Genomic DNA, 14,502 nt, shown 5'->3' with positions numbered 1-14,502 from the left:
GCCGACCGGTCACACGCGCCGGGGCGAGGTCCCACGACGTACGTGCAGTACGCCGCACGCCCCGGCGGAGCCACGCGTGGTTCTCTACCTTCGCGCCGCCCCTGGCTGGTGCGGACACCGGAACCAACGAACCTCCGCCGGGCCCGGTCACGCGCCGTACGGGTGAGGATGCGCCCGAACTCAGGTCCGTCCCGGACGCGGTTTCAGATGCGGCCCCGGCACAGCTCCAGCATCGTCATCGCGAGCGCCGTGCCGGGCTTTCCGAGGGCGTCCCTGTAGTGGCCCAGGATCTCCATCTCGCGCGACAGGTTCACGCGGCGCCCGCCCGAGGTCATGCGGGCCTCCTGGATGACGGCCGAGACGGCCATGCGTTCCTGGATCAGGCCGATGATCCTGTCGTCGAGCGAGTCGATGCGCTCCCGGGCATTGCCGATCAGGTCCGCGGCCTGGTCGGTGCGGGCACCGGTCTTCTCGGTCGCGCTCGTCTTCGCAGCCGTGGCGGTGGCGGTGGCGGTGGCGGTGGGGGTGCTCATGTCCGTAACTCCTGGTGGGTGAGGGTACGGCCCCCGGGGCGATCGGGCCCGGAAACGACAGAACGCCCCGGGCCTTGTCGGCCCGGGGCGCCTGTGAAGTCGCTTGTCAGTAGCTCAAGCAGCTCGACCATGGCACCGGTCGGACCGGGTGCCATAGGTAAAGAGGAAGCTCAGCTGCTCGTGCATGGGGCCAGTATGCCCGCAGCCGTCCTGCGGTCGCCGCCGGGGTTCGTATGGTGAGACGAAGCGAACGCCGGGCCCCCGTTAGAATTGACAGTCCCGACACCCTTCACCGCCGGAAGGCCGCCCCGTGCCAGCAGTGCCCCCGCCGCCCCCGACGCCGTCCTCGTTGTCGACTTCGGCGCGCAGTACGCCCAGCTCATCGCCCGCCGTGTCCGTGAGGCCCGCGTCTACAGCGAGATCGTCCCCAGCACCATGCCGGTGGCGGAGATGCTGGCCAAGAACCCGAAGGCGATCATCCTCTCCGGCGGCCCGTCCTCCGTGTACGCCGAGGGCGCCCCGACGCTCGACCGCGAGATCTTCGAGGCCGGAGTTCCGGTCTTCGGCATGTGCTACGGCTTCCAGCTGATGGCCACGACGCTCGGCGGCGCCGTCGACGACAACGGCGCGCGCGAGTACGGACGTACTCCGCTCTCCGTCTCCAAGGCCGGCTCCACGCTCTTCGAGGGCACCCCCACCGAGCAGTCGGTCTGGATGTCGCACGGCGACGCCTGTTCCGCCGCGCCCGAGGGCTTCACCGTCACCGCGTCCACGGACGTCGTGCCGGTCGCCGCCTTCGAGAACGACGAGAAGAAGCTGTACGGCGTGCAGTACCACCCCGAGGTGATGCACTCCACGCACGGCCAGCAGGTCCTGGAGCACTTCCTCTACCGGGGCGCGGGCATCGAGCCCGACTGGACCACGCACAACGTCGTCGAGGAGCAGATCGCCTCCATCCAGGCGCAGGTCGGCACCAAGCGCGCCATCTGCGGCCTGTCCGGCGGCGTGGACTCCGCCGTCGCCGCCGCGCTCGTGCAGAAGGCCATCGGCGACCAGCTGACCTGCGTGTACGTCGACCACGGTCTGATGCGCAAGGGCGAGACCGAGCAGGTCGAGAAGGACTTCGTCGCGGCCACCGGCGTCCAGCTGAAGGTCGTCGACGCGCAGGAGCGCTTCCTGAACGCGCTCGCCGGGGTCTCCGACCCCGAGGAGAAGCGGAAGATCATCGGCCGCGAGTTCATCCGCGTCTTCGAGCAGGCCCAGGCGGAGATCGTCGCCGAGGCCGGCGCCGAGGGCGAGGACGTCGCGTTCCTCGTGCAGGGCACGCTCTACCCGGACGTGGTCGAGTCCGGCGGCGGCACCGGCACCGCCAACATCAAGTCCCACCACAACGTGGGCGGCCTGCCCGACGACATCGAGTTCGAGCTCGTCGAGCCGCTGCGCCAGCTGTTCAAGGACGAGGTCCGGATGGTCGGCCAGGAGCTCGGCCTCCCCGAGGAGATCGTCCAGCGCCAGCCGTTCCCCGGCCCCGGCCTCGGTATCCGCATCGTCGGCGAGGTCACCAAGGAGCGCCTCGACCTGCTGCGCGACGCCGACGCGATCGCCCGCGAGGAGCTGACGGCGGCCGGTCTCGACCGCGACATCTGGCAGTGTCCCGTCGTGCTGCTGGCGGACGTACGGTCCGTGGGCGTCCAGGGTGACGGCCGGACGTACGGTCACCCGATCGTCCTGCGCCCCGTCTCGTCCGAGGACGCGATGACGGCGGACTGGACGCGGATGCCGTACGACGTACTGGCGAAGATCTCCACCCGCATCACCAACGAGGTGGCGGACGTGAACCGCGTGGTGCTCGACGTGACGAGCAAGCCGCCGGGCACGATCGAGTGGGAGTGACCCCCGCTCAGTAGGTGCGGGGTCAACGCCGATGCCGTCGCTCATCCGTCTGGGCGGCGGCATCGTCGTACCCGCTCGGTACGCTGGCCTCAGGCCCGAGAATCCCGTCCATGGGAGGAACCATGACCGCTGAGCCGCTGCCCACCGAGATCTCGTGGCCGGTGCCGCCGCAGGACGGCTACACCGTGGACGACCTGTTGACGCTGCCCGACCTCCCGCCGCACACCGAGCTGATCGACGGGAGCCTGGTTTTCGTGAGCCCGCAGAGGAGTTTCCACTCTCTGGCGATGGACCTGTTGGTCCCAGGCCTGCGCACGACAGTGCCCAGGGATCTTCGGGTGCGGCGGGAGATGACCGTCGTCGTCGACAAGAGGCAGGGCCCCGAGCCGGATGTGTCGGTGATCCGCGCCGCAGCGGTGACCGACTCGCAGGAGACGCACTACCGGGCCGAGGACGTGCTCCTCGCGGTGGAGGTGGTCTCACCCGACTCGGAGAAGCGGGACCGTGAGCGTAAGCCGCAGATCTACGCCCAGGGAGGCATCGCCCACTTCTGGCGAGTGGAACGCGGCGACGACGGCCGTCCGGTCGTGTACGTCTACGAACTCGACCCCGCCACCAAGGCGTACGGCCTTGTCGGCATCCACCACGACCGGCTCAAGCTGTCGGTTCCCTTCTCCGTGGACATCGACCTGTCCGCGATCGACGAGCTGTAGCCGCCCGCGCGCGACAAGCCGCAGACCCCTGTTCACCTGCCGTACCGCGCGGTAGCTTCCGCTCCATGACGTCCGAGACACCCGCGCCCGTCCCGGCGCCCGTACCCGTCGAGCAGCTGCACTTCGCGATGCCGCCCACCCACGCGACCGCCGCCGAAGAGCGCCAGTACCGGAAGGAACGGCTGGCCGCCGCCCTCAGGCTGTTCGGGCAGTACGGGTACGAGGAAGGCGTCTCGGGGCACATCACGGCACGCGACCCGCAGTACGCCGACTGCTTCTGGGTGAACCCCTTCGGACTGTCCTTCGCCGACATGACCGTGAGCGATCTGATCCTCGTCAACGGCGAGGGCCAGGTCGTCGAGGGCCGAAGCCACGTCAACCAGGCGGCGTTTCTCGTCCACGCGCAGGTGCACCGGGCCAGGCCGGACGTCGTGGCCGTCGCCCACACGCACTCCGTCCACGGCCGCGCGCTGTCCGCGCTGGGCGAGCTGCTCGATCCGATCACCCAGGAGGCGTGCGCCTTTTACGAGGACCACGCCCTGTACGACGCGTACACCGGCGTCAGTGTCGACGAGGAGGAAGGACGGTGGATCGCCGGCGCGCTCGGACCGCACAAGGCCGTCATCCTGCGCAATCACGGGCTGCTGACCGTCGGGGACTCGGTGGACGCGGCGGCCTGGTGGTTCATCGCGATGGAACGCTGCTGCCAGGTCCAGCTCGCCGCGAAGGCGGCCGGCCGGCCCGTGCCGATCGACCACAAGGACGCCGTCGCCACCCGGGACCAGCTGGGCGGCGACCTCGTCGCGTGGATCAACCACCAGCCGCTGTGGCGCCGCATCAGCAGGGCGGAACCGGAGCTGTTCGCGTAGCCCCCTACGGGTGAAGCGGAGACCCCCCTCCGTACGGCAGAATTCCCCTACGCCGGAGGGAGGTTCCCTTCGGCGGGTTCGAGAGGGCGGCAACTTCCGTGGCTGTGCAAGAGGCACGACAGAGCACGCACAGTGGCGGTTGCACGTGCGGTGACTGCCCGCACGGCGCCCGCGAGGGACACCACCGCGCGGTGGCCGCCTTCCTCGCCAAGCGCGACGGCCTGGCCGCGGGCGAGGGCCTGCCCGCCGCCGTCGCCCACTCCGCCGGCGCCTCGCGCCAGTGGGTGTCGGACGAACTGACCCAGTCGGCCCGCGCGGTCGCCGAACGCAGCCGCGAGGCGGGCGAGGCGTGGCTGGCCATGGTGTGGCGCTCCACGCTGTTCGTGGTGTGGGGCGGCGTGATCGTGCTGACGCTCGCCGAGGCGTTCACCGCCATCGGGAGCGGCTGGACCACGGCCCGCACGGCGGGCCTCGTCGCCGCGCTCGTCACCGCCGCCCTGCTGACCGCCGCCGCGCGCACCCACCGGGCGCGCGGTGGCCTCCTGGCGCCCCTCATCGGGGAGGACAACCGGCTGTCGACCTCGCGCGCCGTCGCCGGGAGCTGGGTGCTGCTCGTCGTCTTCGCGGTGCTGGTGATCGCGATCCAGCTCGCCGGCGCCTCCGAGCACGCCGACCGCGACGCGCTCATCGCCGGTCTCGAACTCGCCCGTGGCCTCGGCATGCTGACCGTGCTCGCGCTGACCTGCGCCATCGCCGTCGTCGTACGCCATGTGGTGACCGTCCGCGTCCTCTCCCGCCTGCTCCAGAAGGTACGGGCCGACCGCCCCCGGGCCGCCGACCTCCTCACCGACGACGCGGGCCGGGGCAACTTCGCCGATGTGCAGTACGTCCTGGTGAACGCGGTCGCGGTGGTCTTCGCGGCGGTACGTCTCGCCCGGCGGCCCGAGCAGCTGCCCGACCTGCCGTGGGGCCTGGCCCTGCTGGTCGTGGTGTCGGCGGCGACGTACTTCGCGGGGAAGTTCGCGGAGGGCGGTCGGCCGGTGGTGCTGTCGGTCGTACGGGCCAGGGAGGCGGGCGACCTCGACGCGCCCATCCGCACCGGCGACGACATCGAGATCCGTGGTGCGGGCTTCGTACCGCCCGGTGCCGCGACCCCCGACCGGCTGGCCCGGATGGTCGTACGGATCGGGACGGTGCACGTCCACGTGCCGCTCATCCCGGTGCCCGGCGGTTTCGCCAACCCGACGGACACGGTGCTGACCGTGCCGGTGCCGGTGGAGGTCGAGCCGGGCCGCGTCGATGTGCAGGTCGTCACGGCGGCGGGTGCGGAGACCGACCGGGTGACGATCGACGTCACCGACTGAGCAACACCCGTGACCTGCCGTTTGAGCCGGATCACCGCTGCGTACGTATCCCTCTTCGAGAGGCGCGGGCACAATCGTGCCCGCGCCGCACGGGCGGCGCTGACGCTTCGGAGAGGCGGGACCAGACCATGACTCACGGGTATCGGGCCGGCGGCAACGGCAGCATGACGGGCACCGGCAGGGGCGCGGGCATGGGTGACGATCCGTACGGGCGCGGTGTGCGGGCCACGGCGCGCCGTTACGCGCTGCTGCCCCTGCGGATCTTCCTGGGCGTCACCTTCATCTACGCCGGCCTCGACAAGCTCACGGACAGTCAGTTCATGTCGGCGAGCGGCACCGGTTCGATCGGCGAGATGATGCGCGGCGTGCGCGACACGTCGGCGATCCCCGCCCTCGTCGATCTCGCGCTCAAGAACCCGGTGGGCTTCGGATACGCCATCGGGATCGGCGAACTCGCCGTCGGCATCGGCACGCTCCTCGGAGTCCTGGCCCGCCTGGCCGCGCTCGGCGGGGCGCTGATCTCGCTGAGCCTGTGGCTGACCGTGAGCTGGGCGTCCGATCCGTACTACTACGGCAACGACCTGATCTACCTCATGGCCTGGCTGCCGCTGGTGCTCGCCGGAGCCGCGTACTTCTCGGTCGACGCCGCCCTCGCGGCGCGCCGGCGGCGCACGCTGTAGGCCGTCCAGCTCGCCGCGCCGGCGAGCAGCAGCCCGAGGAAGATGACGGGGAGCCCCAGGTGGGCGGGGATCTGCCAGTCACCCGTGGCGTCTCCGGTGTACGCCGCGGCCGTGCCCAGCACCACAAGGCCGCTGATCAGCTTGCCGGGCTTGAACTCGTGCCGGAAGCGCGGGGGGCGCCGGCCGGTGCGACGCTCACCGTCCCGGGAGTCACTTCGCGGCACGGGTTACCTCCACTTGTCCGACGCCGACTTCGAGACGCAGCTGAAGGGTCCCGGCGGGCTTGGTGCCGGCCGGCTTCGTGGCGTCCGCCGACTGTGACGGGTCCGTCGGCTGCGCCGGCTGTGACGGCGGTGACGGCTGTGACGGGGCCGGCTGGTCCGGCTGGTCTGTTGCGTTGTCCGACGGGGCTGTTGGGGCTTGTGGGGCCGACGGGGCCGGCGGGGCCGGTGAGGCCGGCGGGTTCACCGGCTTCAGCGTGTAACTCCGGTCCTGGTCCGTCCGGACGTCGAAGTCCTGCCGCTTCTGCCCCGGCAGCTGGATGTCACCGACACCCACCGTGATGTGGACCTCCACCGTCGCGTCCCTCGGTACGACGACCCTGAGCTGCCCCGCACCCACCTCGCCCCGGGTGGCCACCGACGAGCCCGCCGGGACGCGTACGCCGCTGAGGTCCAGCGTGCCCACGCCCGAGCCGAGTTCGTACGAGGGGCGCACGTCCGAGGCGGAGGCGGGCTTCCAGGTCGTACGCATCCAGTCCGTGGAGATCTCCTTCGGCAGCGCGGAGGCGCCCGCCAGCATCACCGCCGTGACCACGGTGAGCAGGATCGTGCCGACGCCCGTACGCCCGAGGAACGCGCTGAAGGCGATGCCGAGCCCGAAGACGGCCAGTGCACAGGACAGGCCGATCTGGAGGCTCGTACCGAGCGGCTGGGCGTCCCACGTCAGGCCCGTGCCGAGCCCGGCCGCGAGTACGGCCAGCAGGAACACCCGTCCGCCGATGCCGCGCGGCCCGCGCGACGCCTGGCCGGGCCGCTGCCGCGGTGGAAGGCCGGTGGCGGGCGCCGGGCCCGTGGTGCGGCCGGGGGCCTTGGTCACGACCGTGTCCTCGGGGCCCCACAGGTAGCCCGTGCCGACCGGGCCCGTCGTACCGTCCTTGATGATCGGGTCCCGCCACCAGGAGGGCGCGCCGGGGCCGGGCGGTGCCTGGGTCTCGGGCGGCGCGACGGCGGCCACCTGCGCGGTCACCGGGTCGGCCGGACCTGTTTCGGGGTCGACCAGGCGGCGGCGCTGGGACCAGTAGGTGGCGCCGGTGAGGGCGACCGAGAGCAGGACGGCGAAGCCGAGCACGGTGCCGTTGTTCAGCATGGAGAGGAAGAGGCCGCAGCCGGCCAGGGCGAAAAGCACGGCGATGAGGGTGGCGCCGTCGACCCGCCCCGTCAGCAGCCGGCGGGCCTCGTTCTCCTCCTCGCCGTCCAGGGGGATGAACAGCCAGGCGAAGCCGTAGAAGATCAGGCCGAGACCGCCGGTGACAGCCAGTACGCCGAGGCCGATCCGGAAGATCACCGGGTCGAGGTCGTAGTGCCGGCCGAGCCCGCCGCAGACGCCGCCCACCACCTTCTGCCGCCTGCTGCGGCGCAGCGGTGGCTGCGGGTCTTCGGCGGCCGGGGGAGCGGCGGCGTCGTACGGCTGAGTCATACGTCCATGGTGAGGGGCGGTACGGCGCGGCGGCACCCGCCCCGACCCTGGTGAATCCCTGATTTCGCCCCCGGATGAGCCGTGGGCCCCGCCCCTCACCGGCTGGCGACCCGCGTCGTCGACACCCCGGCGCACGGGCTCGGACCGCGACCGGCGTGAGCCCCTCCGGAGCCGACCGGGCAGAGGTCAGGGGCACGTAGGGGGACGACCCTGATGCCCCGCCCCACACGCACGTGTGACCATCGGGACATGCCAGTCGCCACGCCCCGCCGAGCCGCGAGCTCCCGCGCACCCGAACCGGAGGAGACGCAGCCGCGCAAGCTCTACCGCAGCGCCGAAGGGCGCATGCTCGGTGGTGTCGCGCGCGGGCTCGCGGGGCACCTGGGACTGCCCGTCGTCTGGGTGCGGATCGTGTTCTTCGTGCTCTTCCTCTCGGACGGGCTCGGCGCGCTGCTGTACGCCGTCTTCTGGTTCGTGGTGCCGCTCGGCGTCGGCGGTGTGGACGCGCCCCGCTCGGCGTTCGAGACCACGCCCGACGGACGGCGCAAACTGCGCAAGCCCGACAAGGGCCAGGTCTTCGCGCTCATCGCGCTGCTCGTCGGCGCCGTCACCTTCGTCACCCATGTCGAAGTCGGCGGTCAGGCCGGACGCTACGTCTGGCCCGCCCTGCTGATCGGCCTCGGCGTCGTCCTCGTATGGCGCCAGGCCGACAACGCGCGCCGCGCCCACTGGACGGAGACCCCCCGCCGCCGCCGGATGCTGCAACTCGCGCGCGGCCTGGCGGGCGTGGCGCTGGTCGGCATGGGGCTCACCGCGTTCCTGGTGGTACGGGGGTCCGCCGCACAGCTCGGCAACGTACTGACGGCGGCGCTCGCGGTCGTGGCCGGCATAGCCCTGCTGGCCGGGCCCTGGCTGGTCCGTATGACGCAGGACCTGTCGGAGGAGCGCCTGATGCGCATCCGGGCCCAGGAGCGCGCCGAGGTCGCCGCGCATGTGCACGACTCGGTACTGCACACCCTGACGCTGATCCAGCGGAACGCGGAGGACCCGGGCGAGGTGCGGCGCCTGGCGCGGGCGCAGGAGCGGGAACTGCGCAACTGGCTCTACAAACCGGAGGGCACCGGCAAGGACGAGTCCGAGGAGCCCGACACCCTGGCCGAGGCGGTCAAGCGGGCGGCGGCCGAGGTCGAGGACAAGCACGGCGTACCGCTGGAGGTCGTGGTCGTCGGCGACTGCCCGCTCGACGACAAACTGGCCGCACAGATGCAGGCAGCGCGCGAGGCGATGGTGAACGCCGCCAAGTACGGTGGCGAGGGCGGGGCGGTGCAGGTCTACGCGGAGGTCGAGGGCCGGACGGTCTTCGTGTCCGTACGGGACCGGGGGCCGGGGTTCGATCTCGACGCGGTACCGGGCGACCGTATGGGCGTACGAGAATCGATCATCGGCCGTATGCAGCGCAACGGCGGCACGGCGAGGCTGCGTTCCGCGCCCGACGGGGGCACGGAAGTCGAGCTTGAGATGGAGAGGGCGGCGGACGGATGACCGAGACCGAGGGAACCCAGGAGAGGCCCGGCCGGCACGTGCGGGTGGTGCTGGTGGACGACCACCGCATGTTCCGTACGGGAGTGCAGGCGGAGATCGGGCAGACCGCGACGACCGGCGTCGAGGTGGTGGGCGAGGCCGCGGACGTCGACCAGGCGGTCACGGTCATCACGGCGACCCGCCCGGAGGTCGTCCTGCTCGACGTCCACCTGCCCGGCGGGGGCGGCGTGGAGGTCCTGCGCCGGTGCGCGCCGCTGATGGGGGCGGTGGAGAACCCGGTGCGTTTCCTGGCGCTCTCGGTGTCGGACGCGGCGGAGGACGTGATCGGCGTGATCCGGGGCGGTGCGCGCGGGTACGTGACGAAGACGATCACGGGCACCGATCTGGTCGACTCCGTCTTCCGCGTGCAGGACGGCGACGCCGTCTTCTCGCCCCGGCTCGCGGGCTTCGTGCTGGACGCGTTCGCGTCGACGGACGCTCCGCCGATGGACGAGGACCTGGACCGGCTCACGCAGCGGGAGCGCGAGGTGCTGCGGCTGATCGCACGGGGTTACGCGTACAAGGAGATCGCGAAGCAGCTCTTCATCTCGGTGAAGACGGTCGAGTCGCATGTGTCGGCCGTACTGCGCAAGCTCCAGCTCTCGAACCGGCACGAGCTGACGCGATGGGCCACGGCGCGCCGCCTGGTCTGACCGTCACGCGGCCGCTTCCCACGCATCGGTAGCCGCGTTACGGGGCCACCGCGTCACAGCGCCGCCGCGTGACGGGTCACGACGTACCCGCGCCCGCGTCGGTCAGCGCGTCGCGGGCGTCCATGAGGGCGAAGCCGAGCAGGTTGAGGCCGCGCCAGGTGGTGGGGGACGCGGCGCGCGCGTCGTCGGCCGCGAGACCGATGCCCCAGATCCGGTCGAGTGGACTGGCTTCGACGAGGACGCGGTCCCGGGTGGCGAGGAGGTACTGGAGAAGGGCCTCGTGCTGACCGAACTTGGCGATGCCGGCGCGTACGACGATGCCGTAGCGGTGCTCGCGCCAGGTCCGCTCGTCGAAGTCGGAGATCCGGCGGCCGAGGGCCTTCGCCTCGGCGGGGTGTTCGGCACGGAGGATCGCGGCGGCGGACTTCGGGTCGTCGAAGAGCCATGCCTTGTGGGCCATCATGTAGTGCTCGGCGGAGCGGTACGTGTGCCCGTCCTCGGTGAATTCCACGGGCCACCACTGGCTGAGGCAGCCGGGCCCGGCGGCGGCGCCGCGGGTGGGCCGGTGGCCCCAGAAGTAGAGGTAGCGCGGGCGGTGCCGGTCACCGGCGGTCTGTTCCGCGGTGATGGCCTCCCCGACGGACCTGGGGAGGGGGATACGACGATCGCTGGGCATGGGCGCACCGTCCCACACCGGGGTCGGCCGCCTCAAGGCAATTGATCTCGGACGCGGCCAGGACATCGTCGGCGAGACCGAACGACTGGATCTGCGCGACGTGGTGCTGGTCGGGCACAGTTACTCGGGCATCCCGGTGGGCCGGGCCACCGAGCGGATCGGTGACTGGGCGGTGAGGCGGCACTCGCCCCACCGCCCGCGCTCAGTGCCGCCGGCCCCGCAGCCGCCCCAGCAGCTGCTTGGCCTGGCTGCGCTTGCGGGGGTCGGACGCCGCCCGGCGTGCCTGTGCGATCGTCCGGCGCCCCTGGGGGCTGCTCGCGTACTGCTTGATCCGGTTGATGATGCCCGGCATGGTGGCCCTCCGTTCACGGTTGTGGCGTGTGGCGCGCATGCGGCACGACGTGACATGACGCGCGTGCTCACCCGCGTGCTCTGCATACGTCGCCTACCCCGTCTCCAGGGTCCGAGACCTCCATGCCGCACCCGCATCCGGACGCACGGCCACCGGCGGAGCCCTAGGCCGGCCTCGTCGCTCCCGTGAACGGCATCTCGTCGATCGGCGCCACACGGACCGGGGCGCCGGGACGCGGCGCGTGGATCATCCGGCCGTCGCCGATGTAGAGGCCCACGTGGCTGATGCCGGAGTAGAAGAAGACCAGGTCTCCGGGGGCCAGCTCCGAGCGTGAGACGCGCCGGCCGGCGTTGATCTGCGTGTACGTCGTACGGGGCAGCGAGACGCCCGCCGCCCTCCAGGCCGCCTGCGTCAGGCCCGAGCAGTCGAAGGCGGACGGCCCCGTGGCGCCCCAGACGTACGGTTTGCCGATCGCTCCGTACGCGAAGGAGACCGCCTGCCCGGCGCGCGAGTTGGGCGCCGTCTGCGCCGGACCGGTGCGTCCGCCAGTCCGGTCGCTCCCGGAGATTCCGTCGGTCCGGTCGGTACGGTCGGTCCGGTCGGCACGGGAAGCGGCGGCGGGCGATGCGCCGTGGCCGTCCTGCCGTGCGTACTGCGCCCGCTGCTCGGCCGTGAGCCGGGACAGCAGGTTCTCGGCGGCGCCGATCTTGTCCTGGATCTTCGATCTGTGTCTCCGTAAGTCCTTCTGCTGCGCGGTGAGTTCGGCCAGCCGGTCGTCCGCCTCCGCCTTCAGCTGTGCGATCTCGCCCAGCTGCTGCCGGACCCCGGTGACGGCCGCGGCCTGCCGGTCGCCCGCACGGTCGGCGATCGCCGCACGTTCCAGGTACTCGTCCGGGTCGGACGTCAGCGCGAGCTGCACGGCCGGGTCGACGGCGCCGGTGCGGTACTGCGCGGTGGCGAGGGAACCGAGCGCGTCGCGCGTGGTGTTGAGGCGCTCGGTCCTGCGGGCGGCCTCGTCGCGCAGCTCGTCCAGTGCTTCGCCGGACCTGTCCGCCTTCTCCTTCACACCGTTGTACTTCTCGGTGGCGACCTCGGCGTCGTGGTAGAGCTGATCGACCTTCGCCTTCACCTGAGCGGGGGTGAGGGCGGGTTCCGCGTGCCCGACGCCGTCGAACGCCGTGGTGCTCGCCGCCCCGGCCAGCGCGAACGTGAGGGCGGTGCGTGCGGTGCTGCCGGTGAGCGTGCGCTGCTTGGGCTTTCGGTGCGTGGCCACGAGGGCGTCCACGTCCTTCCGTCCTGTACGTCGCTGTACGTCGAGCCGCTCGCACCCGACGGCGGCCCGCACAGGGGAGCGGGACCGCCGCCGGATTCTCGGCGGTGGTGGCCGACTGCCGCTCCGGGGAGGAACGGCGGTGGGGAGTCGGTCACCTGGGGAAGGACGCTAAACCTGGGGGTCACGGGGGAGCGGAGGGTTGACCGACAGTGCTCGAAATCGGCCTGCGTATGAGCGTGGTTGAAAAGCGGAATCGCGCCGGAAGCAAGCATTCCGCTCTGCCGTGACCAAAACTGCGATGCCACCCGAACCTGGCGTCGGGGCCTGCTATGGCCAGAGCTAGGCTCCGGTTCATGGACGTACTCATCAATGTCTTCGTCGGCCTGCACATCATCGGCATCGCCTCGCTGCTCGGCGGCTTCCTGACGCAGATGAAGGCGATGGGCTCCGGCACCGCCCGCTTCGTCCCGGCGATGCTGCACGGCGCGCTGACCATGCTCGTCACGGGCGTGGTGCTGGTGGGACTCAATCAGGCCGACGACCAGGCGGTGAACAACCTCAAGATCGGCATCAAGCTCGCCGTCCTGCTCGTGATCCTCGGGCTGGTGTACGTCAAGCGCGACGACGAGAAGGTCGAGAAGGCGGTCTTCGGGGCGGTCGGGGGACTGACCGTCGCCAACATCTTCATCGCGGTTCTCTGGACCTGAGGGCTGCGCACCGCCGCGTACCACCGGTCGCGGCGTGATTCCGGTGTTCGGATCACGCCGCGACCGGTGCCGGTGCTTCCCCGGATTCCCTACGCGGGGCGGACGCTGCCGTAGATCGGCATGTAGTAGATCGACTCCTCGCGGACGTACGCGCCGGGCTTCGGAGCGTGAATCATCTTGCCGCCGCCGATGTAGATGCCGACGTGGCTGATGTCGTCGTAGAAGAAGACGAGGTCACCCGGCTTGAGGTTGTCGGTCGCGACGCGGGTGCCGACGTTCACCTGGTCCCAGGTGGTACGCGGAAGATCGACACCGGCCGCCTTCCAGGCGCCCTGGGTCAGCCCGGAGCAGTCGAACGAGCTGGGGCCCGCCGCGCCCCAGACGTACGGCTTGCCGATCTGGGCGCGGGCGAAGGCGAGGACCTTCTCGGCCTTGGCGGCGTAGGCATCGGTGCCCGTTCCGGTGCCGGTGCCAGTTCCGGTGCCCGTGCCCGTGCCGGTTCCGGGAGTCGTGCCGGTGTCCGCGCCGCTGCCCGTACCCGTACCCGCCTCCGTTCCGCTCTCGTCCGCCTGTGCCTGCTCCCGCCGGCGCTCCGCCTCCGCCTCCGCCCTGGCCTCGGCCTCGGCTTCCGCCTTCGCCTTCGCCTCGGCCTTGCGCCGCGCCTCCGCCTCGCGCTTCTTCTCCAGCTCCGCGAGCCGCGCCTTCTCTCGCGCGCTCAGCCGCGACAGCAGATCGCGGGCCTCCGCGAGCTTGCGCTGCACGTCCTGCTTCGAGGACTTGAGCGTGGCCTGCGACTCCGTGAGGCTCTCCAGGCTCCGCGTCGCCTCGGCGCGCTTCTTCGCCGCCTCCGTCTGCTGCTTCTCGAAGTCGGTGACGTCCATCCGCTGGCGTTCCGTCATCCGGTCCATCAGCCGGTTCTGGTCGAAGTACGCCTGCGGGCTGTCCGCGAGGAGCAGCGCGGCGGTCGGGGTGACCGCCCCCGAGCGGTACTGCGCCGCCGCGTAGTTGCCGAGCTTGCGCCGCGCCTCGTTCAGCTTCCCGGTGCGATCGGCCACGGCGTCGAGCAGGCCGTCGACGGATTTGCGCTGCTGGTCCGTGGCCTCTTTGGCCAGGTTGTACTGCTGTGTGGCCGTGCCGGCCTGCCGGTAGAGGGCGTCGACCTTCTTCTGCACCTCTTCGACGGTCGGCTGGGGAGCCGTCGGCGCGGCGGGTGCCGCCCCCGCTGACTGGGCGAGCAGACCGACCGAGGCGATTGCGGCCGTGGTGATACCCAGTGCGGGTGCGGTCGTGCGTACTCGGGTCACCCGGGTACGCGGCTTGCGATGCGACGCCAAGGCCGGCATCTCCTTCCGTGGACCGCCTACCGGGTTAGCTGTCGGGTTCGGGCGGAACGGAAGGTGCCCTACGGTCCGCGGGACTGCGGACTGATTCACCCCAGGTCGTGCGCGTGGGTCCCCGGCTCCGAACTGCCTCTGGGCAGGCCGGATTAGGCGTGGACGGCACGCTCCGG

The 14,502-nt window shown here is 71.5% G+C and carries 15 protein-coding genes, 1 pseudogene and 1 riboswitch; of the genes and pseudogenes, 9 read left to right on the top strand and 7 right to left on the bottom strand.

Annotation, left to right across the window (positions count from 1 at the left end; all coding sequences use genetic code 11):
- Positions 1-203 precede the first annotated feature (203 nt).
- A complete protein-coding gene (locus AS594_RS14180; protein WP_069935118.1) occupies positions 204-533 on the bottom strand; it encodes a chorismate mutase in 330 nt (109 codons plus the stop codon).
- 270 nt (positions 534-803) lie between these two features.
- Between AS594_RS14180 and guaA the strand changes: the two genes are divergently transcribed.
- From guaA to AS594_RS14155, 5 genes are all read left to right on the top strand, one after another.
- Complete coding sequence (guaA, locus tag AS594_RS14175; RefSeq protein WP_069935117.1) at positions 804-2,426, top strand: glutamine-hydrolyzing GMP synthase; 1,623 nt, start codon at positions 804-806, stop codon at positions 2,424-2,426.
- Between the two features lie 122 nt (positions 2,427-2,548).
- On the top strand, positions 2,549-3,139 hold the full coding sequence (locus AS594_RS14170; RefSeq protein WP_069927392.1) for a Uma2 family endonuclease: 591 nt from the start codon (positions 2,549-2,551) through the stop codon (positions 3,137-3,139).
- Positions 3,140-3,204: 65 nt separating this feature from the next.
- Complete coding sequence (locus tag AS594_RS14165; protein WP_069927391.1) at positions 3,205-4,008, top strand: class II aldolase/adducin family protein; 804 nt, start codon at positions 3,205-3,207, stop codon at positions 4,006-4,008.
- A 98-nt stretch (positions 4,009-4,106) separates the two neighbouring features.
- The gene (locus AS594_RS14160) at positions 4,107-5,372 is read left to right on the top strand and encodes a hypothetical protein (RefSeq protein ID WP_069932886.1); all 1,266 of its coding nucleotides are present in this window, start codon (positions 4,107-4,109) and stop codon (positions 5,370-5,372) included.
- A gap of 191 nt (positions 5,373-5,563) precedes the next feature.
- A complete protein-coding gene (locus tag AS594_RS14155; RefSeq protein WP_069930512.1) occupies positions 5,564-6,052 on the top strand; it encodes a DoxX family protein in 489 nt (162 codons plus the stop codon).
- Here the strand turns inward: AS594_RS14155 and AS594_RS14150 are convergent.
- Both AS594_RS14150 and AS594_RS14145 read right to left on the bottom strand, forming a co-directional pair.
- Complete coding sequence (locus tag AS594_RS14150) at positions 5,959-6,276, bottom strand: hypothetical protein (protein WP_069927389.1); 318 nt, start codon at positions 6,274-6,276, stop codon at positions 5,959-5,961. The genes AS594_RS14155 and AS594_RS14150 overlap by 94 nt on opposite strands.
- Positions 6,263-7,750 carry a PspC domain-containing protein gene (locus AS594_RS14145; protein WP_069927388.1) on the bottom strand — a complete coding sequence of 496 codons (1,488 nt, stop codon included), beginning with the start codon at positions 7,748-7,750 and terminating at the stop codon, positions 6,263-6,265. The genes AS594_RS14150 and AS594_RS14145 overlap by 14 nt, the downstream gene beginning before the upstream one ends.
- A 249-nt stretch (positions 7,751-7,999) precedes the next feature.
- On the opposite strand from AS594_RS14145, the gene AS594_RS14140 reads away from it, so the two are divergent.
- Positions 8,000-9,292, top strand: coding sequence for a PspC domain-containing protein (locus AS594_RS14140; protein WP_069927387.1), 1,293 nt, complete (start codon positions 8,000-8,002; stop codon positions 9,290-9,292).
- Positions 9,289-9,984, top strand: coding sequence for a LuxR C-terminal-related transcriptional regulator (locus AS594_RS14135; protein ID WP_069927386.1), 696 nt, complete (start codon positions 9,289-9,291; stop codon positions 9,982-9,984). Before AS594_RS14140 ends, AS594_RS14135 begins: the two co-directional genes overlap by 4 nt.
- 76 nt (positions 9,985-10,060) lie before the next feature.
- On the opposite strand, the gene AS594_RS14130 is transcribed toward AS594_RS14135, so the two are convergent.
- Positions 10,061-10,660 (bottom strand): NADAR family protein, encoded by a 600-nt coding sequence (locus AS594_RS14130; RefSeq protein ID WP_069927385.1) that lies wholly within the window; start codon positions 10,658-10,660, stop codon positions 10,061-10,063.
- A gap of 58 nt (positions 10,661-10,718) precedes the next feature.
- Here AS594_RS14130 and AS594_RS47925 point away from each other — a divergent pair.
- Positions 10,719-10,838 (top strand): annotated as a pseudogene (locus tag AS594_RS47925) (alpha/beta hydrolase); the annotation flags it as partial.
- Positions 10,839-10,862: 24 nt separating this feature from the next.
- On the opposite strand, the gene AS594_RS44670 reads toward AS594_RS47925, so the two are convergent.
- Positions 10,863-11,012 (bottom strand): hypothetical protein, encoded by a 150-nt coding sequence (locus AS594_RS44670; protein ID WP_167368021.1) that lies wholly within the window; start codon positions 11,010-11,012, stop codon positions 10,863-10,865.
- A 163-nt stretch (positions 11,013-11,175) separates the two neighbouring features.
- The gene (locus AS594_RS14125) at positions 11,176-12,285 is read right to left on the bottom strand and encodes a C40 family peptidase (RefSeq protein WP_069930511.1); all 1,110 of its coding nucleotides are present in this window, start codon (positions 12,283-12,285) and stop codon (positions 11,176-11,178) included.
- Positions 12,286-12,638: 353 nt separating this feature from the next.
- Here AS594_RS14125 and AS594_RS14120 point away from each other — a divergent pair, with 353 nt between their 5' ends.
- Entirely contained in the window at positions 12,639-12,992 is a 354-nt protein-coding gene (locus AS594_RS14120) for a hypothetical protein (protein WP_069932888.1), read from the top strand.
- Between the two features lie 89 nt (positions 12,993-13,081).
- Here AS594_RS14120 and AS594_RS14115 read toward each other — a convergent pair whose 3' ends face one another.
- Positions 13,082-14,335, bottom strand: a complete 1,254-nt coding sequence (locus AS594_RS14115; RefSeq protein ID WP_167368020.1) for a C40 family peptidase — start codon at positions 14,333-14,335, stop codon at positions 13,082-13,084.
- Positions 14,334-14,495: riboswitch (cyclic di-AMP (ydaO/yuaA leader) on the bottom strand. Its footprint overlaps the gene before it by 2 nt.
- Positions 14,496-14,502 lie beyond the last annotated feature (7 nt).

The sequence above is a fragment of the Streptomyces agglomeratus genome, from assembly GCF_001746415.1.
Taxonomy (GTDB): Bacteria; Actinomycetota; Actinomycetes; order Streptomycetales; family Streptomycetaceae; genus Streptomyces; species Streptomyces agglomeratus.
Note: the sequence above shows the minus strand (reverse complement) of the source record. Positions and strands in the feature narration are given on the sequence as shown.

Coding starts and splice junctions, on each gene's coding strand:
- AS594_RS14115 (WP_167368020.1), bottom strand. CDS start 14,335: ATGCCGGCCTTGGCGTCGCATCGCAAGCCGCGTACCCGGGTGACCCGA.
- AS594_RS14180 (WP_069935118.1), bottom strand. CDS start 533: ATGAGCACCCCCACCGCCACCGCCACCGCCACCGCCACGGCTGCGAAG.
- AS594_RS14130 (WP_069927385.1), bottom strand. CDS start 10,660: ATGCCCAGCGATCGTCGTATCCCCCTCCCCAGGTCCGTCGGGGAGGCC.
- AS594_RS14120 (WP_069932888.1), top strand. CDS start 12,639: ATGGACGTACTCATCAATGTCTTCGTCGGCCTGCACATCATCGGCATC.
- AS594_RS14140 (WP_069927387.1), top strand. CDS start 8,000: ATGCCAGTCGCCACGCCCCGCCGAGCCGCGAGCTCCCGCGCACCCGAA.
- AS594_RS14135 (WP_069927386.1), top strand. CDS start 9,289: ATGACCGAGACCGAGGGAACCCAGGAGAGGCCCGGCCGGCACGTGCGG.
- AS594_RS14170 (WP_069927392.1), top strand. CDS start 2,549: ATGACCGCTGAGCCGCTGCCCACCGAGATCTCGTGGCCGGTGCCGCCG.
- AS594_RS44670 (WP_167368021.1), bottom strand. CDS start 11,012: ATGCCGGGCATCATCAACCGGATCAAGCAGTACGCGAGCAGCCCCCAG.
- AS594_RS14155 (WP_069930512.1), top strand. CDS start 5,564: ATGGGTGACGATCCGTACGGGCGCGGTGTGCGGGCCACGGCGCGCCGT.
- AS594_RS14165 (WP_069927391.1), top strand. CDS start 3,205: ATGACGTCCGAGACACCCGCGCCCGTCCCGGCGCCCGTACCCGTCGAG.
- AS594_RS14145 (WP_069927388.1), bottom strand. CDS start 7,750: ATGACTCAGCCGTACGACGCCGCCGCTCCCCCGGCCGCCGAAGACCCG.